This window comes from Candidatus Latescibacter sp. IFSED24 (assembly GCF_058273205.1).
Window position 1 is genome coordinate 3,869,373 of sequence record NZ_CM177850.1, and the last position, 20,800, is coordinate 3,890,172.

The window sequence follows — 20,800 nt, forward strand, 5'->3', positions numbered from 1 at the left end:
TTGCGACAGCCGCGGCAGCGGCGCTATCTTGCGCCGGTTGCTCCGGCCCCGGCACGCCCCGCGCGGCGGCCGGCGCCGGGGGCGAAGCTGCGGAATGATCCAAGGAGAGTAGCGACATGGCGGCGGATGGAGATCGGCTGAGCCGGGGAGCCGGGGGTCGGGAGATCGAGGTCCGGTCCGTCGATGGCAAGGGGCGCGGCGTCTTCGCGCTGCGCGATTTCCAGCCCGGCGAGGTCATCGAGCAGGCCCCGGTCGTGGTCCTCCGGGACGACCAGTACGAGCTGTTGAATCACACGCTGCTGAAGGACTACTACTTCGACTGGGGGCCCAACGACTGCGCGATTCCCCTCGGGTACAGCCTCATCTACAACCACTCGGATGATCCCAACGCCGAGACCCGGCGCGACCGGTCGAACGACACGATCACCTTCGTGGCCATCAAGCCCATCGCCGCCGGGCAGGAGATCGTGCACCGATACGAATGTCCGCCCTGGTTCGAGGTGCGCTGAGCGGGCGCGACGTTCCGCATCCGGTTGACCTACATCCAGCCCGTAGCTTCCTTCTCCCGCTTCTGCTCGGTGGGCGCCGCGCCCCCGCCGTCCCCCCAGTTCAGCCGGATCTTCAACCCCACGCGCACCATGGCGCCGGTGAAGTCGAATCCCGGTCCGGTGAAGGTGCCGTAGCCGCCGAAGCTGTCGCCTTCCCACTTGGGCTCGTCGATGTCGGCGAGGCGGTAGCCGCCGGCCACCATGATGGCGTAGCGGTCGCCCACCAGGATGTTGGCGCCGGCCAGGGCCTCGAGCATGAGCGCGGTGCCGCGGAAGTCGTGACGGTTGTCGGTGCCGTCGTAGTCCACCTCGACGTGGCCGTTGGTGGTCACGATGCCGCCGCCGCCCATGACGAACGGCCGCACCCGGCCCTTCGCGCCCAGGCTGTAGCCCACCTGCAGGCGGAAGATGTTGCCCGGCGACTTGATCTTGAGGCTGGCCTCGGGGGTGGACTTGTCCAGGGTGCTCACCAGCCGTTCGTAGCCGATGGCGGTGATGATGCGGCTCTGGGAGACGTAGCCCAGAGCGACGCCGAACGCGGGCCCGCCCTCGAGGTAGTCGAGCGCCTGGGTGCCGGCCTCCTCGTTGACCGTGTCCACGAACTCGTTGACCGTGCCCATGTCGTACCAGCTGTAGCCGCCGGAGACCTCCACGAAGTAGGGGCCGGCGAAGGCGCTGCTCGCGAAGAGGAGCGCGAAACCGGCGATCAGAAGGGGACGATGCATGGCGGTACTCCCTGGCTGGTGTCGAGGCGCGACCTATCCTTGGATGGTAGCGGACACGGGTTCTCTCGGCCACCACGGTGGTGGCGTTCTAGTCCTGGCCGCAGGCCGCGATCAACTCGCCCACCGTGATGCCGGCCACGCCCACGCACGTGTCGGCCGCCCCGTAGACCACATGCAACTCGCTCTCGGCCGAGAGCGTGCCGTCCTCCCGCGGCGGATCGCCGAGGATCCCCGTGGGGAAGACCACGTTGGGGACCTGGCCCACCATCTCCCACGGTTCGCGCGGCTCGAGGATGTTGTCGCGGGTGCGGCCGAGGACGCGGGCGGGGTCGGCGAGGTCGAGCAACGCGGCGCCGGCCTGGTAGAGGCCGCCGCCGAGGTGGGTGGCCACGCCGTGGTAGATGAGCAGCCAGCCACGGTCGGTCTTCACCGGCGGCGGCCCGGCGCCGATCAGCTCGTCCCAGTAGTGCCAGCGGCCGGCCAGCACCGGGCCCACGGTGCGCCAGCTCAGCAGGTCGTCGGAGGCGCGCAGTTCGATCACGTCGCCGGTGGCCGCGCCGCCCTCGGGCCTGACCGTGTTGGGCCGCTCGAGCAGGAGGTACTCGCCGCCGACCTTCTCGGGAAACAGCACGCCGTTGCGCGCGTCGCGGTCGCCGGTCACCGCGAGGAGGTCGAGCCGGCGGAAATCGCTGGTGGTGAAGATGCCGACGCGGCAGCCGCGGTCGAGGTCCAGCGCGCAGGTCACGTACCAGCGGCCTTCGAGGCGCGTGATCCGCGGGTCGTAGACGTGGTGCACCTGGGCGCCGAGCTTGCCGAGGCCCGCGATCTCCACCAGCTCCGGTTCCACCACGCAGGAACTCGGGCCGCAGCCGAAGGCGCGCATCAGCACGGTGCGGCGGCCGCGGGTCTGCACCCGCAGCAGCAGCATGGGGCGGCCGTCCTCGCGGCGGCAGGCGCCGGGGTTGAAGACGCTGGTCGGGTCGACCAGCTCGGGCGGGACGTCGGGGACCTGCTCGCGGGTCAGCAGGGGGCCCTCGCCCAGGCGTCGGAGGATCATCTTCGCACCTCCAGGGAGCTGGGGCCCATCCTACCACGAGCGACGTTCGAGGCAAACAACGGCGGTTGACGTTGGCAGCGAGTAGCCGGTGGTCTAAGATGATCTTGGAGGATCATGTGACGGCAGGGGCGGCCATGCGTTTACGCTGGATGAGACACACGAACCGGGCTCCGGTCGACGGCGCCGGGGGCAGCGACGCCCGCGAAGATCACGATCTGGTGCGCATCTATCAGCGTGATCCCGAGGGGGCGGCGGGCCGGGCGGCGGCGGGCGACCTGCTGGCCCGCTATCGCCGTCGCGTGCTGGTCTGGTGCTGGCGCCTGATGGGCGATCGCGAGACGGCACTGGATCTGGCGCAGGAAGTTCTGCTGAGCGCCTACCAGAACCTGGGCACGTATCGCGAGCAGAGCCGCTTCGGAGCCTGGATCTTCATGATCGCCCGCAACCGGTGTCTCGGCGAATTGCGCCGGCGGAAGGTGCCGCTGGCCAGCGAGGGCGTGCTCGCCCTGGTCCGCGACCATGGGCCGCGTCCCGACGAGGTTCTCGAACGCAAGCATCTGGGTGAGCATATCGAGGAGCTGGTGCGGACGACGCTGGACCAGCAGGAACGCGACGCTCTCTGGTTGCGCTGCTACGAGGGCTTGCCGGTGGAGACGATCACCAGGCGACTGGGCATCCGCGAGGCGTCCGGCGCCCGGGCCGTGCTGCAACGGGCACGGCGCAAGCTGCGGGCGGCCCTGGCGGCTCGCGAAGGAGAAACGCGGTGAACCAGCCCTGTCTCGAACCGCGGGACCTGCCCCTGGTCCTGGACCTTTCCGACGACGACCCGCGTCGCCGGCACCTGGCCTCGTGCCCGCACTGCCGGGCACTCCTGAACGCCTACGACGAGTTCATCGATCCGGGGTCGGAGGATCTCGGCGGCGATCTGGAAGCCGCCGATGCCGAGCTGGCCGGTCGACTCGCCACCGCTCTCGGCAGCGATCATCGTCCCGGGAAAACCCCTTCCGGCTGGGCGGACCGATTCCGCGCTCCCCGGACCAGGTTCGCCATGGCGGCGGTGCTCATCGCCTGCGCCGGGATGTTCCTGGCGCGCGATGCTCAGTTCCGGCAGGACTCGCGCCTGCCGTCCGGACCGGGGTGGCAACGCGGCGAGTCGGCCGCCGCCCCGCAGTGGCAAAAGAGCGACGGGAGCTGGCAGCTGGTCTGGACCGCCGGACCGGCGGCGGCGAGGCCGGTGGTCGTCTGCTTCGATGCCGCCATGGGCGAGCTGACGCAGCTCGAACTCGGGGTCGACGCCCGGGTCCTGGACCTCGGACGGATCCCGGCGGCCGCGGCTTACCTGCAGGTCCTGTTCGTGGCCCGGGAGGACACCGTGGCCCGCAGCGCCATCGTGTCCGCCCGGCCGACGGGGACCTGATCGCCATGGCCGGCAGGGGGCACCGGCAGCGGCGGATCATCCTGCTCGGCGCCCTCGTTCTGGCTGTCAGCGCTGGCGCCGAACCCCGGCCCCGGAACGCGCTCCTCGACTCCCTCGCCACCCTGCACCGGCAAAGTCGACCCGACCTGGTGGACAGCCTCGCCGCCGGCGGCATCGCGGCGGCCCGCAACCGGGCCGACACCCTCGATCTGCGCGACCTGCTCCTGGCGCGCGGCCACACCCGGGCGGCCTTCGGCCGGGCGCGGACCGCCGAACCCGACCTGCGCGAGGCCATGGCGCTGGCCGTCGCGACCGACGACACCCTCGGTCGCCTGCGCGCGCTGCGCTGGCTGGGGGTGGCGGTCGGTCTGCAGGGCCGTTCCCGGGACGCTGCGGGTTGCTACCGCGAACTGGAAGCGCTGGCCGCCGCCGTGGGCGATTCACAGCACCTGGGCTGGGCCTGGACCGGGCTGGCCTACGACCACTACCTCGCCAGCCGCGCGGATTCGGCGAGCAGCCTCTACGGAAGGGCCGCCGGGATCCTGCAGCGGCAGGGCATCACGCGGGGGGCGATCTGGGCCTGGAACGGCCAGGGACTCGCCCTGCGCCAGGCGGGGCGCTTCGATGCCGCCCGGGAGGGTTTCGAGCGGGCCCTCGTCCTCTCCCGCGCCAGCGACGACCCGCTCAACGAGGCGCTGGCCCTCGACGCGCTCGCCCGGCTCGAGTTGCAGTTCGGCGATCCCGGTCGGGCCGAGCGCATGCTCCGCCGTTCGGCCGCCATCCACGCGGCGTACCAGCATCGGCGCGAGGGCCTCCTGCCGCGCATCGACCTGGCCACCGCGCTCACCTTGCAAGGACGCCCCGAGGCCGCCGCCGCGCTCCTGGACTCGGTTCTGGCGGAGTGCCGCACCCACGGCCTGGCCGACCTCGAGGTCCTGGCGGCCAACCAGCTCAGCGACGTGCTGCTCGCCCTGGATCGGCCGGCGGCGGCCACCGCCCTCAGCCGCCGGACCCTGGCCTTGCCGGAGATGCCGTCGGCCATGGCGGACACCGAGGTCCGTCTGCGCCTGGCCCGGGCCCTGGCTGCCCGCGACAGCACGGCCGCGGCGCTGGCCGTGCTCGAGGCGGCGGCGGCCTCGGGAGCCGGCGCGGCCTCGCTCACCCTGGCCTTGGCCGCCGACCGTGGTCGGCTCCTGCTGGCGCTGGGACGGCCCGAAGCGGCTCTGGACTGCACTCGTCAGGCGGAGGATCCCGCGCTCGCCGCCGGTGGCGAGGCGCTGCGGATTCCCCTGCTCACGGTGGCCGGCGACGCCTGGCGGGCGCTGGGTCGACCGGACTCGGCGCTGGTCTCGTTCGGCGAGGCCGTGGCGCTGTGGGAAGCCCGCCGCGCCTTGCCCGAGGACCCCGCCTGGCGCGAACGGCGGAGCGTGGACGCCGCGCGGCTCTTCGCCGGCGCGGCGGCGGCGACGCTGGACGACCCCGGGACATCCTCATCGGAAGCGCGCCGGGCGTCCGCCTTCGCGGTGGTGCAACGCTACAAGGGACGGACCCTGATCGAGCGCATGCTGGGTCCGGGACGAGGCCTGGCGGAAGCGTGGGCGCCGGTGGGCCTGGCCCGGTTGCGCGAGGAGGTGCTCGGTGCGGACGAGGTGATCGTGGACATGGTCCAGGGACCCGACCAGGGGCTGGTCTTCTGCGTGGCGCGCGACACGGTCCTGGTGGGTCGCCTGCCCGGCGGTCGCGATCTGGCGCCACGACTGCGCCGGCTGGAGGATGTCCTCGTCAGCCCGGCGCTGGATCGGGATGATGCGGCGCGGTCGCTGGCGGTGGGACTCCTCTCCCGCTGGCCGGCGGACATCCTGGCGCGTCTGGCCGCGACCCGGCGGATCTACTGGTGTCCCGACGGCGTGTGGCACGGACTGCCGCTGGCCCTGACCACCGGCCCGGCCGGACTTTTGCCGGATTCCTGCACGGTGGTGCGGTTGCCGGCCGTGTCGGTCCTGGCCCGGCTGAGGGAGCGGACTCCGGTGGCGAGGCAGGGGATCCTGACGGTCATCGGCGATGCTCCGGACGGCTCCGGTCCCTTGCCGGGAGCGGCGGCGGAAGTGGCCTGGCTGGAGTCCCGGCTCCGGGACGTGCGCCGGCTCGGGATGTCTCCCACCGGGGGGCTGGACACCACGCGCTGGCGCCGGGCAGCGGTGCTCCACCTCGCGGCGCACGTCGAGCTCGTCGAGGAACAGCCGTGGCAGACGGCGGTGGATCTCGGGTCGAGAACGGGCATCCGGCTGCGCGCCGCCGACGCCGCCGGTCTGCCGCCCGTGGGTTCGCTCGCCGTTCTCTCCGGATGTCGCACCGCGGGCAGCCGCGTGGTCGGCGGCGAGGGCCTGCTCGGGCTGGCGGCGGGATTCCTGGCAGCGGGCACGCCGGCGGTCCTGGCCACGCTCTGGGACGTGGACGACCACGCCACCGCCCGCTTCATGGCCGCCTTCTACGACGCCCTGGCCGACGGCGACCCGGCCGCATCGGCCCTGGCCCGCGCCCGCGACCGCAGCCGCCGCGATCCCGCCACCGCGGCGCCCCGGCACTGGGCGGGCTTCGTGCTCGTGGGCGAGGGCAGCGCGCCGGTGCCGGTGCACGCCCGCCGACCGCTCTGGCCATGGGCGGGGGCGCTGGCGATCCTGGCCCTGGCCCTGATCGTTCCGGTGCGGCGGCCAGGCCGCAGGATGCGTCCCCAACGCTGAACATGCCCGCCTTGGCGCGGTGCGGGCGTCGTGCTAGCCTCCAAGCCGGAGGTGACCATGACCACACGAGAGAACACCAAGAGGGGCCCCTGGGGCTTCTGGTCGACCTGCGGCTGGGCCCTGGGCGTGGCGGTCGCGTTCCTCATCGCCCAGACCATGGTGGTGGCCATCGTGGCCGGGGTGAAGGCGGGGATGCAGCGCCAGGCCGGCGGGGTCGATGGGGCGTCCATCCAGGCCATGGCCGAGGAGCTGGCCAACCACGGCGTGGTGCTCGGCGGAGCGACGCTGGCGTCGGCGCTGGCCGCCGGCGCGGTGGTGCTCCTGGCGCTGTGGCTGCGCCGGGGCTATCCGCCGCGCGAGTACCTGGCCCTGCGGCGCGTCCGACCGCTGACGATGCTCTTCTGGCTCGCCATGATGGTGGCGGCCGGCGTGTTCTACGACCTGGTCTGGCCGCTGCTCGGCGCCGAGAAGCTGCCCGAGTTCATGCTCGAGGCCGCGCGCACCGGCGGTCGCCATCCCTTATTCTGGCTGGGCGTCGTGGTGGCCGCGCCGGTGTTCGAGGAGGTGTTCTGCCGGGGCTTCCTGCTCGCGGGCTGGCGGCGTTCGCGGCTGGGACCCTGGGGCGCGGTGGCGCTGATCTCGGCGCTCTGGGCGGTGGCTCACGTGCAGTACGGCTGGCTCGAGCTGGTGTGGATCTTCCTCCTGGGATTGTTGCTGGGCTACGCGCGCCTGCGGACCCGCTCGCTGGGGACGCCGCTGGCCATGCACGTGGTGTCCAACCTCCTCGCCACGCTCCAGGCCGCCCGCCACGTCGGGGTCCTCTAGCCGCGGACCACCCCGTCGTCGGTTTCGTCGCGCTGCGCCGTCCGCAGCCGCGCGAACATGCGCTGCAGATCGCGCACCCCGCCCAGGGTGAACCAGACGAACACCACGCCGGCGGCCACGAACTGCAGGCCGACGTACCAGCGCCAGAAGCGCGCCCAGCTCGCGTCGCTCACGTCGTGGGTGAGGTTGTAGACCGTGCCCACGGCGAACAGACCGAACCAGAAGAAGGTCCACAGGTAGGTGACCAGGTAGAGCACCTTGTCGCGGCGCGTGAACTCGGGGGTGAAGAGGAAGAGCCGCTGGAAACGGCCGACCACGCCGTCGTCGTCGATCCGGTCGTCGGCCACGGCCCAACGGCCGCGATGGAGCAGGCGGTCGAGGTCGAAATCCTGGCGGCGGCCGAGGAGCGAGACCAGCGCGTAGACCGCCAGCGAGGCCGCCATGCCCAGCATCCAGAATTCCTGGCCGTTGATGGGGAAGTCGGGGTCGAGCTGGTGGGCGACGATCCCGCCCACCGAGAGGCCCGCACCCACCAGCATGGCCGACCAGGCGGCCGCGGTGGTGCCGCGGCGCCAGTAGAGTCCGCCGATGATCACCGCGCCCGAGCCGCCGGCGAAGATGGCGCCGGTGATGGCGAAGAAGAGGAAGATGTACTGGCTCTGCTGGAAGAAGAGCGAGAACAGGAAGATGAACACGGCCACGCCGAGGATGGACAGCCGCAGCGCCCGGAGGTGGCTCGCGGACGAGAGCGCCTTGCCGCGGCGCAGGGGCAAGAGGACGTCCTGGATGAAGATGCTGCCCCACGAGTGCAGGTAGGTGTCGTGGGTGGAGATGAAGGCCGCGAGCATGACCGCGGCGAAAGCGCCCAGCAGGCCCGGCGGCAGGACGCGGACCAGGACCAGCGGCGCGCGGAGCTGGCTGCGGATCGCCTCGCGCTCGACCCCGGCGAGCTGGGCGTTCACCTGGTCGGCCAGGCCGGCGAAGTCGGGGTGGTTCAGCAGCGTGTAAATCACGATGGGCACGAACATGAGGAAGAGGTTCTGGGGGGCCAGCTTCCACATGCCGATGGCCTCGCCCATCTTGGCCTCGTGGGCGCTGGTGGCCGAGCTGTTGTAGGCCTGGGTGCCCTGCCAGCTCATCTTGCCGTAGATCAGCCCCACGATCCCGATCAGCACGTACCAGACGTTGAAGTCCTCGACGTGGCTGGTCTCGAAGGGGTTGATCAGCGAGGCGTTGGCGGGCGCGGAGCCCAGCGCGGCGAAGATCTGGTCCCAGCTCACCACCCGCCAGAGCAGCCAGCCGCACACGAGCACGAAGACCAGGTTGACCAGCGTGCCCTGGAGGAAGTCGGTGACGATGACGGTAACCTGGCCGCCGTTGAACACGAAGTAGAGCGCCACCGTCAGGAGCACGAGCATGACCAGCGGGTAGATGGGCACCGCGAGCGGACCCAGGGCCACGGACTCGGGGAAGCCGCAGTAGCTGATGAAGAACCGCGCGCCCACAGCGGGGAAGATGCCGAAGTTGATGATGCCCGACACCCAGCAGACCATGCCGGCGAACACGCGGAACCGGCGCGAGTAGCGGCGCTCGAAGAACTCGGCCAGGGTCAGGCAGCGGGTCTGGCGGAACCGGTAGATCACCCAGCCGCTCAGGGTGATGATCATCACCACCACAGAGGTGGTCAGGCCCCACCACGACATGGCGAAGCCGGCGACGTAGTTCATCTCCAGGTTGCCGACGATGGTGATGGCGCCGAGGCCGGCGATGCCGCTGGCCACGCCCACGAGGTAGCGGCCGGCCGAGCGGCCGGCGGCCAGGTAGTCGGCCACCGAGCGCGAGTGGCGGTTGCTCTGGCGCACGCCGTAGAGCAACAGCGCGAGCATGGCCAGGACGATGGTCCAGTCGAGGGGGGAAAGCGTCACGGAGGCGATCCTTGGTCGGGACGTTGGTCCGGGTGTCGTCCCGGGAGCATAGGCCATGAGCGCTCGAGGGCCAAGACGCGCCTCTTCAGCGGGAAGTCAGGCGCCCCTCCTGGTCCACGGTCCAGGCGGTGCCGGCCGAGTCGACCAGCGTGGCGGTGAAGGTATCGGTGGTGTGCTCGATGTGGACGCTGCTGCCGATCCCGGGCAGGCGTCCGGCGAAGTGTCCGGTGTCCTCGTGGTGCTGGCGCTGGGCGTAGTACGTCTGCATCAGTCGCTCGTACCAGGGCCGCAGCGCTTCGCGCGGATCCGCCACCGATGTCATCTCCGTCTCCACGAAGGTCACGAACCCCCACCGCTCGGGCGCGTGCATGGCCACCAGCCCCTGCGGCGACCACACCCAGTTGTCCTCGCCCTGCCAGCCGCGGCCCGCGACGGGTGTCTTGACGTAGCGGCCGTCCTCGATCCGGTGCTCCCACTGCACGCGCGAGAGGTTCAGGCGCCAGGAGTCGCCCGGCTCGGGAGGGCAGGCCCGGTCGCCGGCGAGGTCGGCCAGCGCGGCCCAGGGGATGGCCAGCTCCACGGTCCAGCCCTGGTCGGTGTCGCCGGGATCGTTCAGGGTGCCGTCGACGTGGACGGCGGACTGCAAGCCGTCGATGTCCCAGCCATTGATCGCGGGGCCGCCGTCGCGGTAGGGCCGGACCAGGAGCAGGTCCCAGACCGTGCCCAGCGCGTTGATCTCCAGTTCGCCGTAGAGGTGGTGGTCGCCGTCGGGGTCGAGGAAGACCTCGAAGTCGTTGTCGGCGAAGATGACGCCGTCGCGTTCGGTGACGGTGCCCCAGACGTGGGGCTCGGCCAGGACGGCGGCGATGTAGAGCGACGTGTCGTCCCAGAGCAGGCGGGCGCGGGTCTGGTGACGGGGCGCCACCGGGCGGGCCTGGCCCTCGATGTCGACGAAGGGGTCGGTCCAGGGGGCCTGGAGCCAGACCGGGTCGTCGAGGATGCCGTCGATGAGCGGCGCCGCGGCGGTGCGCAGGCAGGCGTAGGTGCGGGGGTTCCAGGGGGTGGTCGGGTGGTCGAAGGCGGCGGCCGGGATGGCCGCGGCGAGGAGGATGCTGAACAGGATGGCGCGGCGCAGGTCGGTCATGGGGTTCGACATTCCCGGGCTGAGGGTCTAACGCAGGGTCCTGCGGCCATCATGGGGTACGACCCGGTCTAGGTCCAGTCGCCTTGCTCCCGGGCGGCTTCCCCGAGCAACGCCATGGCGGTGTCGAGCTGCTGGTCGCCGAGGTAGGGCGCCGGGCCGAAGCGGAGGGCCTGGTCGCGGTGGTCGGTCCACACGCCCCGCTCGCGCAGGGCGCGGCAGAGCGCGCCGGCGCGGGGGGACTGGAGGACCAGGAAGCCGCCGATCTCGTCGAGCGGCGTGGCCCGGTCGCGCGTCACCAGCGCGGGGTCGAGATCGAGGTCGTCGAAGCCGGCGGCGAGGCGCGCGATCTGATGCCGGCTGATGGCGCGCAGGGAGGTCGGGGTGAGCCCCTGGTCGGCGAAGAAGGTCCAGACGGCGGCGGCGCGGTAGTGGCTCACCGGATCGTAGGTGGCGCCGGCGAAGCGGACGGCGCCGTCGCCGTAGGCCACGCGGTCGTCGTGGGGCGCGGCGGCGAGGTCGGCGAACTCGGCGAACCAGCCGGTGATCACCGGGCGCAGCGTGCAGCCGGGCGGGATCCGCAGGAACGCGTTGCCCTCGCCGAGCTGGCAGTACTTGTAGCCGCCGCCGGTGACGAAGGCGCGGGTGAGTCCCTCGGTGGGCAGCGAGAAGGGGACCACGTTCACGGCGTGGTAGGCGTCGACGAGCAGCTCGGCGCCGTGCCGCTGGCAGGCGGCCTCGACCTGGCCCAGGTCGCGGACGATCCGTCCGGTGCGGAACAGCACGCACGAGACCAGCACCGCGGCCACGCGGTCGTCCACCGCCGCGGCGAGGCGCGCGGCGAGGTCGGCCGTGGGTTCGGCGGCGACCTTGCGCACGGTGACGCCGGCCTCGCCCAGCCGGTCGAGCTGGCGGCGCAGGGTGTGGAACTCGCCGTCGGTGGTCAGCAGCACCGGCCGCTCGCGCAGCGGCAGCGCCGAGAGGAACCGGATCACCAGATCGTGGGTGCTGGCGGCCAGGGCGTAGTCGCCGTCGGGATCGTCCAGCCGCAGGGCGTAGCCCCGGCGGACCCGCTCGGCCTGCGCGAACGCCAGCTCCCATTTCTCGTCGACGTGCGCCGCCGCGTCGTGCCAGGCCTGCATCTGCGCGCTCAGAGCCACGTCGGGCCAGGCCTGGTGCGAGTGGCCGGTCAGCAGCAGGCGGTCGGCGACGCGGAAGTGCCGGTAGTGGGCCGCCAGGGGGGACGGGTGGGCGGCGAGCTGGTCGGCGTTGGACATGGTGATCGTTCCTCGCTCAGGCTGGCGGCTGCAGGAGGTAGTGACCCACGAACCATTCCTCGCCGTCGCCATAGCCGAACAGCTCGGCGCAGGCCATGAAGAAGACCCGCCAGCGGACCCACCAGCGCGTGGTCTGGTCGGCGCCGTAGGTCGCGGCGAGGATGGGGCGGATCGTGGCACGGTTCGCGTCCATGCGCGCGAGCCAGGCCTCGCAGGTCCGCTGGTACTCGCGGCCCGGCACCTGCCAGCGCCGGACCACGCGGAGGTCCTGGGCGAAGTGGTCGAGGAGGTGGTGGGACGGCATGGTGCCGCCGGTGAAGAAGTGCCGGGCCATCCAGTCGTCGGGACCCTCGGCCTCGTAGTGATAGGCCAGCTCGCGATGCACGAACATGTGGACGAAGAGGGCGCCTTTGGACTCGAGCCAGCTCGCGATCCGGCGCAGCAGCTCGCCGTAGTTCTTCATGTGCTCGAACATCTCGATGGAGACCACGCGGTCGAAGCGACGGTCGGGCGCGAAGTCGTTGATGTCCGCGGTCCGGACCTCGAGGTTGGCCAGGCCCTGCCGATCGGCTTCGGCGAGGATGTACGCGCGCTGGTCGCGGCTGTTGGAGACGGCGAGGATCGAGCTGGCGGGAAAGCGTGCGGCGGCGTAGAGCGCCAGCGAACCCCAGCCGCAGCCGAGATCGAGGATGCGCTGACCGTCGGCCAGGCCGGCGCGTTCGGCGGTGAGGTCGAGCATGCGCTCCTCGGAATCCGCCAGGGTGTCGGTGCCCGGCGGCCAGAGCCCGCAGCTGTACTTGCGCCGCGGACCGAGCACGGCGGCGAAGAACTCCGGGGGCACCTCGTAGTGCTGTTCGTTGGCGGTGTCGGTGTGCACGGCGATGGGACTGGCGCGCAGGTCGTCCAGGAACGCGGCGGTCGTCGGCCGCCTGCGTTCCCGGTCGAGGCGCTGCCGGCAGCGGCGGCGGATGGCCTGCCGGATGACCCGGTCGGGTACGAGGTCCCGGTCGAGGATGCCCTGGTACCACATGGTCAGACCTCCGCTCCGGCATGGTGCCGCGGGGGCCGCCGGAAGAACGGGCTGGGGGGGGCCAGGAGTTGCGGCACCGGCCTCATGAGGCCCTCGCCTCCTTCGTCTTGCGCGACCAGGGAACGGCGACCGGCTGCAGCAGCGGCAGCGATCGGCAGTGGGGCTTGGCCAGCAAGGCCTGCACGGTGCCCACGCGACGTTCGCGGAAGCCTCCCTCGCAGTAGGCGAAGTAGAACTCCCAGCAGCGCTGGAAGATCTCGTCGCGTCCCTGTGCGAGGAGCTGGCCGCGCGCGGCGAGCAGGCGCTGGCGCCAGATGCGCAGGGTCTCCGCGTAGTGGGCGGCGAGGTCCTCGAGGTGGGCCAGCTGCAAGTCGGTGGCGCGCGCCACGGTGTCGGCGATGACGCTGACCGAGGGCAGCACGCCGCCGGGGAAGATGTAGCGCTTGATGAAGTCGACGTGGCTGGCGTCGTGGGCGAAGTGGCGGTCATCCACCACGATGGCCTGCAGGAGCATGGCGCCGTCGTCGCGGAGCAGCCGGCTGCACTGGCCGAAGTAGGCGGGATAGAAGCGCGTGCCCACCGCCTCGATCATCTCGATGGAGACGAGCCGATCGTAGCGACCGTCGAGATCGCGGTAGTCCTCCTCGAGGACGGTGACGCGATCTTCCAGGCCCAGCTGCTCCACCCAGCGACGGGCGTGGCGCGCCTGCGAGGCGCTGAGCGTGGTGGTGGTGACCCGGCAGCCGTAGGTCCGTGCGGCATGGACGGCGAAGCTGCCCCAGCCGGTGCCGATCTCGAGCAGGTGGTGGTCGGGGCCGAGGTCGAGCTTCTGGCAGATGCGGTCGAGCTTGGCGGTCTGGGCGGCGGCGAGATCGCGTTGCTCGTCCGTGAAGACCGCGCACGAGTAGGTGAGCGAGGGGTCGAGGAAGGTGCGGAAGAAATCGTCACCCAGATCGTAGTGCGCGGCGATGTTGCGGCGGGCTCCGGAACGGTCGTTGCGGCGTGACCACAGCGCGAGGCGGTGCCCGGGGGCGAGGATGCCCAGAGCCGGGGCGGTCCAGCGGCGCAGGGCCGCCTCGTTGCGCGCCAGGATGCGGATGAGCGCGACCACGTCATCGCTGGTCCACCAGCCGCTCATGAAGGCCCGGCCGGTGCCGACGCTCTGTTCGAGCAGGGTGGCGGGATAGAATGCCGGGTCGTGGATGGTGAGCACCGCGCGCAAGGGATAGGCGGGGGTCGTGGCGCCCAGGGTCCAGGTGCCGTCGGCGTCGTGCAGGACGATCTGGCCTTCGCGCAGGTCGTTCAGCGCGCGGATCAGCAGGCGACGGCAGAGGCGTTGCCAGCGATTGGTGGAACGCATGGTCCCGGCGGGGCCAAGCCCGATGGCACCCTGGTTCATGGTTGGTCCCTCTCCAGCTTGCCCGGGTGGGGCACGTAGGTCACTCCCTTGCGCCACAGATGCAGGGCCTGCCAGTGGATCCCCAGCACGACCCTGGCGGTGAGCCAGGGGTAGCGCCAGAGGAGGCGGCCGAGATTGCCGGCGGTCAAGGGACGCCGGCGCAGGGAGAGGGTGGCGTTGAAGAGACGCCCCGCGCCGTCGTGGTTCTCGATATTGACCAACAGATTATCACCGGGCGGGCGCAGTAGCCACCGGTACTCCAGGTCCATGTCCATGAACGGCGAGACGTGGAAGACCTTGCGGCTGCGCGGGCGCCAGGCGCCGCGCTGGTCGGGTTCGCCGAGCGGGCCGAGCAGATAGGTGTGGCGCTCGTTCCAGGGGGTGTTGGTGACGTCGGCGAGCACCCACTGCGGGCGCGCGCCGTCGGGGTCGAAGACGTAGTAGAAGCTCACCGGATTGAAGCAGGTGCCCCAGTAGCGCGGGTGGGTCAGCAGGCGGATCGGTCCGGCGGGTCGCTCGCCGGACCGCTCGGCGACGACGTCGCGTACGGCGTCGTCCAGCGGCCGATCGGCTGGATGCAGGTAGTCGGTGCGCCGGAACCAGGCGGGGGCGAAGCGCCGCGCCGACCAGAGCGGATGGCGGTCGAGGATCTCCGGCAGTTCGGCGAGGTCGACGTAGAGCATGCCCAGACCGTAGCGGAAGCCGTGCGGACGCGGCCGGAACCGCCGGTGCGAGACCCAGCCCTCGTAGACGGCGCTCGCCGTGGTCATGACAGTTCCTCCCCGAAGGCGCGGGCCACGCGCAGCGCGCTGGTCACGCCGTCCTCGTGAAAACCGTAGCCCCAGTAGGCGCCGCAGAAGTGGGTATGGTTCATGCCGTCGATCCGGGACTGCAGCGGCTGGAGCGCCACGGCGCGCGGGTCGTACTGAGGATGATGGTAGGTGAAACGCGCGTGGATGCGGTCGGCGGCCACCGCGGCGGTGCGGTTCAGGGTGACGAGGTAGGGCACGGTGCTCGGGATCCGCTGCAACCGGTTCTGGTTGTAGGTCATGACCACGCGGTCCGGGTCGTTGGCGAGGCGATGGTAGTTCCAGCTCGCCCAGGCGGCCCGGCTGCGCGGCATGAGTGTGGGGTCGGAGTGCAGGACCACGTCGTTGGGGGCGTAGGGGAAGGCGCCGAGGATCTCCTGCTCGAGGGGTGTGGCGTCGGTCAGCAGCTGGAGCGCCTGGTCGGCATGGCACGCCAGCACGATCCTGGCGAACCGCTCGGGCCGGCGGCCGGCGGCGGTCACCGTGACGCCCTCGCGGTCGCGCTGGACCGCGGTCACCGGGGTCGACAGGTGGATGGCGTGGCGGAACGAGGCCACCATGGGCTCGACGTACCGCGCCGAACCGCCGGTGATGGTGCGCCAGGTGGGGCGGTCGGTCAGACTCAGCAGACCGTGGTTCTGGAAGAACCGGATGAAGGCCTGGGCGGGGAAGGCGCCCACGCCCCGGCGACTGGCCGACCAGATGGAGGCGGCCACGGGGACCAGGTGGTCCTCCACGAAGGCGTCGCTGTAGCCTTCACGCTCGAGGTATTCGGCCAGGGTGAGGTCGATCTCCTGGCCGGCGGCCGCCAGCAGCCGGGGCGCCTCGCGGTAGAAGCGGAGAATCTGGCGGAGCATGGACCAGAAACGGGGGCGCCAGAGATTGCGCGGCTGGGCGAAGAGCGATGGCAGACCCGGGGCGGCGTACTCCAGGCCCGAGGCCTCGTCGGCGAAGCTGAAGCTCATGTCGCTGGGCTGGGTCGCCACCCCCAGCCGGTCGATCAGGCGGCAGAAGTTGGGGTAGGTCCGCTCGTTGTAGACGATGAAGCCGGTGTCGACCGCGTGGGTCCGGTCGCCCTCGCGCACGTCCACGGTGTGGGTGTGGCCGCCGATGTAGTCGTTGGCCTCGTAGACCACCAGGTCGTGACGGCGGGACAGCAGGTAGGCGGTCGTCAATCCCGCGATGCCCGTGCCGACGATGGCGATGCGTTCGCTCACGGATGGGGCCCTCCGGTCCGGGTGGCGCCGGCGCGGATCATGTCGACCGCAACGACGAGAGGCCGCCATCGACGCCGATCACCTGCCCGGTGATCCAGGAGCCGGCGTCGGAGAGCAGGAAACAGGCGAGGGCGGCGGGGTCCTCGGGACGGCCGAGGCGGCGCAGGGGGTGTCGCGCGGTGACGGCCTCGCGCTGCTTCTCGCTGCGCAGGATGCCCTGCGCGAGGGGCGTATCGGTGAGCGAGGGGGCGATGGCGTTGACCCGGATCTTCGGGCACAGCTCGGCGGCGAGCGAGCGGGTGAACCCCTCCACCGCGCCCTTGGCGGCGGCCACCGAGCAGTGGAACGCCATGCCGCTCTGCACGGCCACCGTGCTGAACAGCACCACGGCGGCCTGGTCGGCGGCCTGCAGGTTGGCCAGGTACCGCTTGAGCACGCGGACCGCGCCGATCAGGTTGACTTCCAGGTCCTGGCGGAAATCCTCGACGCTCAGCGCGCGGAGCGATTTCAGGTTGATGCTGCCGGGGCAGTAGACGAGGCCGTGGAGCGGGCCGTCGAGGTCGGGAAAGGCGGGCTGCTCCTCGGTCACGTCCACCGGGGGAGACTGGCTGCGACTCAAGCAGATCACCTCATGATCGACGGCCAGCTGCGTGCGGATCGCCTCGCCGATCCCCGTATTCCCGCCCACGATCATGATGCGACGCGGATCCTCCATGGTCGACTCCTGTCGGGTTTCGAGTAGACTGGGGGCACAGGAAGCGAGACCGCATGTCCATCACGCCCATTCTAATCCAGGTGCAGGCGGTCGCCACACTGGCGATGGTGGGCATCATCTGGTACGTCCAGGTCGTTCACTATCCGCTCATGGCCCTGGCCGATGGGAAGCGCTTCCCCGGATACGAGGCGGGGCACACGCGGCTGACGACCTTCGTGGTCGCTCCGCCGATGATCGTGGAGGCGCTGGCCGCGATCGGGCTGGCCTGGCGTCCGCCGCCGGCGATCCCGGCGCCGGTCCTCTGGCTCGGACTCGCGCTCCTGGCGGTCATCTGGGCGTCCACCGCCTGGCTCCAGGTGCCGTGCCATCGCCGGCTGGCCCGGGGTTTCGACACCGGCGTCCATCGCCGGCTGGTGGCGAGCAACTGGCTGCGGACCGGGGCCTGGACGCTGCGGGGCGTCGTGGCGGTCTATCTCCTGGCCGCGGCGTAAGGCGCCGCTGAGCCGGCGAACGAGACGATGAAACAGCAGGAAACGAGGGTGTGCCATGGCTGATGATTTTCCCGCGACCCTGGTCGGCAAGGACGACGAGCGCCCCCTGGCGCGCCACCTCACCCGCATCGTGGCCACAGTCGGCCCCAGCTCGCGTTCGGCCGAGATGATCGAGCGCATGATCCGCGACGGGGTGGACATCTTCCGCCTCAACTTCAGCCACGGGACCTACGAGGAGCATACCGCGGTCTTCCACCGCATCCGCGAGATCGCCGCCCGGATGGAGCAGACCATCTCGATCCTGCAGGACATCTCGGGGCCGAAGCTGCGCATCGGGTCGCTGGCCACGGACAGCGTCACGCTGCAGGAAGGCGACGTCTTCAAGCTCTGGCTCGCCGACCGCGACGGCGATCAGACCGGGGTCGGCGTGGTCGACAGCGGCTGGTACGGCGATGTCCAGGTGGGCCACCGGGTCATGCTGGGCGACGGCATCGTCACCCTCGCCGTCACCGCCAAGAACGACGCGGAGCTGCTGACGAGGGTGGTGGCCGGCGGCGTGGTCCGCTCGCGGCAGGGCCTGAACCTCCCCGACACCGAGCTCACGATCGGCTCGGTGACCGACAAGGACTGGCAGGACATGGCGCTGGGCGTCGAGCTCGGGGTGGACGCGCTGGCGCTGAGCTTCGTGCAGGGGCCCGACGACCTCGTCGCCGTGCGGCGGTTCCTGGCCGACACGGACCCCATGCCGCAGCTGATCGCCAAGATCGAGCTGCCCATCGCGGTGCAGCGGATCGACGCCATCCTCGACGAGGCCGACGGCATCATGGTCGCCCGCGGCGATCTCGGGATCACCCTGCCCATCGAGCACGTGCCGGTGGTGCAGAAGCGGCTCATCCAGACCGCGCGCCGGCGCGGCAAGTTCACCATCACGGCGACCCAGATGCTCGAGTCCATGATCCACAACCAGCGGCCCACCCGGGCCGAGGCCAGCGACGTGGCCAACGCCGTGTTCGACGGCACCGACTGCGTCATGCTCTCGGGCGAGACCGCCATCGGCGACCACCCCGACCAGGTGATTCGCACCATGGCCGAGATCCTTCGCCATTCCGAACCCTACGGCCACTTCCCACCGCTGCCGTCGGGCGACGACACCATCGATTCCGCCATGGCGCGGGCGGTCAAGGATCTGGTGGACGACCTCAAGGCGCGGGCGGTGATCGTGCCCATCACCAACGGCTCGACCGTGGTGCGGGTCAGCCGGCAGCGCGGCCCCGTGCCCATCGTTGCCGGCCTGCGCGACGAGTTCGACGCGCGCCGCCTCAACTTCTTCACGGCGGTGTTCCCCAAGCCCAGCAGCAGCCCCGACAACCTGCGCGAGGCGCTGGAGGCCCTCATCGACCGCGCCTGCGGCCAGGGCTGGCTGCAGCCGGGCGACGTGGTGGTGGTGGCGGGAGGCTATCCGCTCGAGCGCACCGGGGTGACGAACTTCATCCGGGCCCACGTGGTCGGCGAGGAGCTGTAGGGCGCCCTACTCGGCGGCGAGCGCGCGCTCGATGGTGTCGCGCAGGCGCGGGCTGTCCGGCTCGGTGCGCGGGTCGAAGCGCGCGATCACCCGGCCGTCCTTGCCCACCACGTACTTGGTGAAGTTCCAGGACGGTTCGTCCAGCTCCACGGTCAGGCGCCGGAACACCTCGCTGCGCTGGTCGCCCTTGACCGGCGACTTGGCGAAGAGCGGAAACGTGACCCCGTACTCGAGGCTGCAGAACTCCTGGATCTCCTCGGGGCTGCCCGGCTCCTGACCCATGAAGTCGTTGGACGGGAAGCCCAGCACGGTGAAACCCTGGTCGGCGAGTTCGCGGTGCAGCTTCTCCAGGCCCGCGTACTGCGGCGTGAGGCCGCACTTGCTGGCCGTGTTGACCACCAGCGCCACGGTGCCGCGGTACTGGCCGAGGTCCACGGGCTCGCCCGCGAGGCTGGTGACCTGCAGCTCGTAGATCGAGGGGCTCTCGCCGCTCGAGGCGCGGGTCATGCCGGCGGCGGCGGCGCTGCCGGCGATCAAGAGCAGGATCGAGATGGTGACGGCGGGGATCCGGGACGCGTGCATGGGTTCCTCCAGGCTGGTGGCGACCACAAGATAGCCTGGACCGCGGAGTTGGCACATCGGTCGGGATTCAGCCACCCCACCGGTCCATCACCGCCTCGAGGTAGCGCGAGCCCAGCTGCCGCTGCGCCAGCCGCCGCTGCACCGCCGGCAGCTTGAGGACCGCGCCCAGCAGCGCGGCCAGGGCCCGGTGGCTCCAGAGCACGCGGTTGTCGAAGACGAGGTCCTGCAGCTTGCCGCGCTGGGTGGCCATCAGCACGTAGCGGTGCGCGTTGTTCACCGGGGTGAGGACGCGGGCTGTGCGCGGCTCCAGCCGCAGCGCGCCCTTGCTGCAGGCCCGCACGCACACGCCGCAGCCCAGGCACGCCTCGGTATCGATGCGTGCCGCCTGCCGCCGGGGCGACGCGGCATCGCCGGCTGGCGTCAGGGTTACCGCGTCCACCGGGCAGGCCGTCACGCACTGGCCGCAGCCGGTGCACCGCTCGTCCGACACCGCCGGCAGCCAGTTCGTGGTGTGGACCGGATGCAGGTGGGTGAACCGCTTCTGCGCCAGGAGCGCCTCGCAGCAGCAACCGCAGCAGTTGCAGATGAAGTTCACCTGTCGCTGCACGTTCTCGCCGAACTGGACCAGGCCGCGGGCGTAGGCCTCGTCGAGGAGGTCGAGACACTCGGCGGCGTCGATCCGACGCGCGTGGCCATGACGGGTGAGCGAGGCGGCCGAGGTGTTGAAGGTCATGCAGATCTCCAGCGGCTGGTCGCAGGCCCGGCCCAGGTGTTGCTGCTTGTGCCGGCAGTAGCACAGCCCGACCCCGATGCAGTCGGCGGTACGGATGACCTCGCTGGCCTGCTCGTAGTCGAGCACGTGGGCGGCTTGCTCGCTGGTGAGCACGGGCTCCTGCACGAAGACCCGGCCGAGCTGGGTCTCGCCCTCGGTGAAGAGGGCCTTCACGAAGTCCTCTTCCACGTTGAGGTACTGGAAGAAGAGCTCGCAGAGGACCTTCTGGTCCAGGTCCTGGCGCACGCGCATGAGCGAGAACTCGAAGAACCCGGCCATGGGCGGCGGCAGGACGTAATGCATCTCGCCGTCGCGCTGGATGTCCACCAGCAGCGCGCGGCCGGCCAGGGCCTCGAGCCGGCGGCGCGCCTCGGCCTCGCCGACCTTCCAGATGTGGGCGGCCCTGGCGGCGGTGAGGGGCTTGATGGGCAAGAGCGCCAGCAGCCCGGCCTCGCGCTCGTCCATCAGGAGCGCCAGGATGCGGTGGAGGAGCTGCGAGGGCGGCGCGCCCTGGGGCGCGCGGTTCAGGCGCTCGGTGAGCTGGTCGTAGCCGGACTTGACGGTGCGGTGGGCCATGGCGATGCGCTCCGGACCAGGGTCTGACACC

Annotated in this window: 19 protein-coding genes; 7 read left to right on the top strand and 12 right to left on the bottom strand. The window is 71.2% G+C overall.

Translation table 11 applies throughout. The features are described from left to right. Window positions 1-116 precede the first annotated feature (116 nt). Entirely contained in the window at window positions 117-509 is a 393-nt protein-coding gene (locus tag IFSED24_RS15615; protein ID WP_491332406.1) for an SET domain-containing protein, read from the top strand. A gap of 29 nt (window positions 510-538) precedes the next feature. On the opposite strand, the gene IFSED24_RS15620 is transcribed toward IFSED24_RS15615, so the two are convergent. Continuing rightward, window positions 539-1,273: an outer membrane beta-barrel protein gene (locus IFSED24_RS15620; protein WP_491332407.1), complete on the bottom strand. Its 735-nt coding sequence runs from the start codon at window positions 1,271-1,273 to the stop codon at window positions 539-541. Window positions 1,274-1,361: 88 nt separating this feature from the next. Beyond that, window positions 1,362-2,330 (bottom strand): glycoside hydrolase family 130 protein, encoded by a 969-nt coding sequence (locus IFSED24_RS15625; RefSeq protein WP_491332408.1) that lies wholly within the window; start codon window positions 2,328-2,330, stop codon window positions 1,362-1,364. A 134-nt stretch (window positions 2,331-2,464) separates the two neighbouring features. Here IFSED24_RS15625 and IFSED24_RS15630 point away from each other — a divergent pair, with 134 nt between their 5' ends. Genes IFSED24_RS15630 through IFSED24_RS15645 form a run of 4 tightly spaced genes read left to right on the top strand, consistent with a single transcriptional unit; the run spans window position 2,465 to window position 7,313 of the window. After that, window positions 2,465-3,097 (top strand): RNA polymerase sigma factor, encoded by a 633-nt coding sequence (locus IFSED24_RS15630; protein ID WP_491332409.1) that lies wholly within the window; start codon window positions 2,465-2,467, stop codon window positions 3,095-3,097. Further along, window positions 3,094-3,747 (top strand): hypothetical protein, encoded by a 654-nt coding sequence (locus IFSED24_RS15635; RefSeq protein WP_491332410.1) that lies wholly within the window; start codon window positions 3,094-3,096, stop codon window positions 3,745-3,747. The genes IFSED24_RS15630 and IFSED24_RS15635 overlap by 4 nt, the downstream gene beginning before the upstream one ends. A gap of 5 nt (window positions 3,748-3,752) precedes the next feature. After that, window positions 3,753-6,488 carry a CHAT domain-containing protein gene (locus IFSED24_RS15640; RefSeq protein WP_491332411.1) on the top strand — a complete coding sequence of 912 codons (2,736 nt, stop codon included), beginning with the start codon at window positions 3,753-3,755 and terminating at the stop codon, window positions 6,486-6,488. A 57-nt stretch (window positions 6,489-6,545) separates the two neighbouring features. Beyond that, window positions 6,546-7,313: a CPBP family intramembrane glutamic endopeptidase gene (locus IFSED24_RS15645; RefSeq protein ID WP_491332412.1), complete on the top strand. Its 768-nt coding sequence runs from the start codon at window positions 6,546-6,548 to the stop codon at window positions 7,311-7,313. Here IFSED24_RS15645 and IFSED24_RS15650 read toward each other — a convergent pair. The 8 genes from IFSED24_RS15650 to IFSED24_RS15685 form a co-directional block, all read right to left on the bottom strand. After that, window positions 7,310-9,238, bottom strand: a complete 1,929-nt coding sequence (locus IFSED24_RS15650; protein ID WP_491332413.1) for a sodium:solute symporter family protein — start codon at window positions 9,236-9,238, stop codon at window positions 7,310-7,312. The genes IFSED24_RS15645 and IFSED24_RS15650 overlap by 4 nt on opposite strands. Window positions 9,239-9,323: 85 nt before the next feature. Then, window positions 9,324-10,382: a carbohydrate-binding family 9-like protein gene (locus IFSED24_RS15655; protein ID WP_491332414.1), complete on the bottom strand. Its 1,059-nt coding sequence runs from the start codon at window positions 10,380-10,382 to the stop codon at window positions 9,324-9,326. 68 nt (window positions 10,383-10,450) lie between these two features. Further along, complete coding sequence (locus IFSED24_RS15660) at window positions 10,451-11,656, bottom strand: kynureninase (RefSeq protein WP_491332415.1); 1,206 nt, start codon at window positions 11,654-11,656, stop codon at window positions 10,451-10,453. A gap of 16 nt (window positions 11,657-11,672) precedes the next feature. After that, the gene (locus IFSED24_RS15665; RefSeq protein WP_491332416.1) at window positions 11,673-12,686 is read right to left on the bottom strand and encodes an SAM-dependent methyltransferase; all 1,014 of its coding nucleotides are present in this window, start codon (window positions 12,684-12,686) and stop codon (window positions 11,673-11,675) included. A gap of 82 nt (window positions 12,687-12,768) precedes the next feature. Next, window positions 12,769-14,085: a class I SAM-dependent methyltransferase gene (locus IFSED24_RS15670; RefSeq protein WP_491332417.1), complete on the bottom strand. Its 1,317-nt coding sequence runs from the start codon at window positions 14,083-14,085 to the stop codon at window positions 12,769-12,771. Then, window positions 14,082-14,855 (bottom strand): DUF1365 domain-containing protein, encoded by a 774-nt coding sequence (locus tag IFSED24_RS15675; RefSeq protein WP_491332418.1) that lies wholly within the window; start codon window positions 14,853-14,855, stop codon window positions 14,082-14,084. Before IFSED24_RS15675 ends, IFSED24_RS15670 begins: the two co-directional genes overlap by 4 nt. After that, window positions 14,852-16,111 carry an NAD(P)/FAD-dependent oxidoreductase gene (locus tag IFSED24_RS15680; protein ID WP_491332419.1) on the bottom strand — a complete coding sequence of 420 codons (1,260 nt, stop codon included), beginning with the start codon at window positions 16,109-16,111 and terminating at the stop codon, window positions 14,852-14,854. Before IFSED24_RS15680 ends, IFSED24_RS15675 begins: the two co-directional genes overlap by 4 nt. A 37-nt stretch (window positions 16,112-16,148) precedes the next feature. Beyond that, the gene (locus tag IFSED24_RS15685; protein WP_491332420.1) at window positions 16,149-16,826 is read right to left on the bottom strand and encodes an SDR family NAD(P)-dependent oxidoreductase; all 678 of its coding nucleotides are present in this window, start codon (window positions 16,824-16,826) and stop codon (window positions 16,149-16,151) included. A 53-nt stretch (window positions 16,827-16,879) separates the two neighbouring features. Here IFSED24_RS15685 and IFSED24_RS15690 point away from each other — a divergent pair, with 53 nt between their 5' ends. Both IFSED24_RS15690 and pyk read left to right on the top strand, forming a co-directional pair. Further along, entirely contained in the window at window positions 16,880-17,317 is a 438-nt protein-coding gene (locus IFSED24_RS15690; protein ID WP_491332421.1) for a hypothetical protein, read from the top strand. Between the two features lie 55 nt (window positions 17,318-17,372). Next, a complete protein-coding gene (gene pyk / locus IFSED24_RS15695) occupies window positions 17,373-18,839 on the top strand; it encodes a pyruvate kinase (protein WP_491332422.1) in 1,467 nt (488 codons plus the stop codon). Between the two features lie 6 nt (window positions 18,840-18,845). On the opposite strand, the gene IFSED24_RS15700 is transcribed toward pyk, so the two are convergent. Both IFSED24_RS15700 and IFSED24_RS15705 read right to left on the bottom strand, forming a co-directional pair. After that, complete coding sequence (locus tag IFSED24_RS15700) at window positions 18,846-19,421, bottom strand: glutathione peroxidase (protein WP_491332423.1); 576 nt, start codon at window positions 19,419-19,421, stop codon at window positions 18,846-18,848. A 67-nt stretch (window positions 19,422-19,488) separates the two neighbouring features. Continuing rightward, window positions 19,489-20,769 (bottom strand): 4Fe-4S dicluster domain-containing protein, encoded by a 1,281-nt coding sequence (locus IFSED24_RS15705; RefSeq protein ID WP_491332424.1) that lies wholly within the window; start codon window positions 20,767-20,769, stop codon window positions 19,489-19,491. Window positions 20,770-20,800 lie beyond the last annotated feature (31 nt).

What these genes read in the sequence shown, in the direction of transcription:
- IFSED24_RS15615 (WP_491332406.1), top strand. Translation starts at nt 117, where the DNA reads ATGGCGGCGGATGGAGATCGGCTGAGCCGGGGAGCCGGGGGTCGGGAG.
- IFSED24_RS15620 (WP_491332407.1), bottom strand. Translation starts at nt 1,273, where the DNA reads ATGCATCGTCCCCTTCTGATCGCCGGTTTCGCGCTCCTCTTCGCGAGC.
- IFSED24_RS15625 (WP_491332408.1), bottom strand. Translation starts at nt 2,330, where the DNA reads ATGATCCTCCGACGCCTGGGCGAGGGCCCCCTGCTGACCCGCGAGCAG.
- IFSED24_RS15630 (WP_491332409.1), top strand. Translation starts at nt 2,465, where the DNA reads ATGCGTTTACGCTGGATGAGACACACGAACCGGGCTCCGGTCGACGGC.
- IFSED24_RS15640 (WP_491332411.1), top strand. Translation starts at nt 3,753, where the DNA reads ATGGCCGGCAGGGGGCACCGGCAGCGGCGGATCATCCTGCTCGGCGCC.
- IFSED24_RS15645 (WP_491332412.1), top strand. Translation starts at nt 6,546, where the DNA reads ATGACCACACGAGAGAACACCAAGAGGGGCCCCTGGGGCTTCTGGTCG.
- IFSED24_RS15655 (WP_491332414.1), bottom strand. Translation starts at nt 10,382, where the DNA reads ATGACCGACCTGCGCCGCGCCATCCTGTTCAGCATCCTCCTCGCCGCG.
- IFSED24_RS15660 (WP_491332415.1), bottom strand. Translation starts at nt 11,656, where the DNA reads ATGTCCAACGCCGACCAGCTCGCCGCCCACCCGTCCCCCCTGGCGGCC.
- IFSED24_RS15665 (WP_491332416.1), bottom strand. Translation starts at nt 12,686, where the DNA reads ATGTGGTACCAGGGCATCCTCGACCGGGACCTCGTACCCGACCGGGTC.
- IFSED24_RS15670 (WP_491332417.1), bottom strand. Translation starts at nt 14,085, where the DNA reads ATGAACCAGGGTGCCATCGGGCTTGGCCCCGCCGGGACCATGCGTTCC.
- IFSED24_RS15675 (WP_491332418.1), bottom strand. Translation starts at nt 14,855, where the DNA reads ATGACCACGGCGAGCGCCGTCTACGAGGGCTGGGTCTCGCACCGGCGG.
- IFSED24_RS15685 (WP_491332420.1), bottom strand. Translation starts at nt 16,826, where the DNA reads ATGGAGGATCCGCGTCGCATCATGATCGTGGGCGGGAATACGGGGATC.
- IFSED24_RS15690 (WP_491332421.1), top strand. Translation starts at nt 16,880, where the DNA reads ATGTCCATCACGCCCATTCTAATCCAGGTGCAGGCGGTCGCCACACTG.
- pyk (WP_491332422.1), top strand. Translation starts at nt 17,373, where the DNA reads ATGGCTGATGATTTTCCCGCGACCCTGGTCGGCAAGGACGACGAGCGC.
- IFSED24_RS15700 (WP_491332423.1), bottom strand. Translation starts at nt 19,421, where the DNA reads ATGCACGCGTCCCGGATCCCCGCCGTCACCATCTCGATCCTGCTCTTG.
- IFSED24_RS15705 (WP_491332424.1), bottom strand. Translation starts at nt 20,769, where the DNA reads ATGGCCCACCGCACCGTCAAGTCCGGCTACGACCAGCTCACCGAGCGC.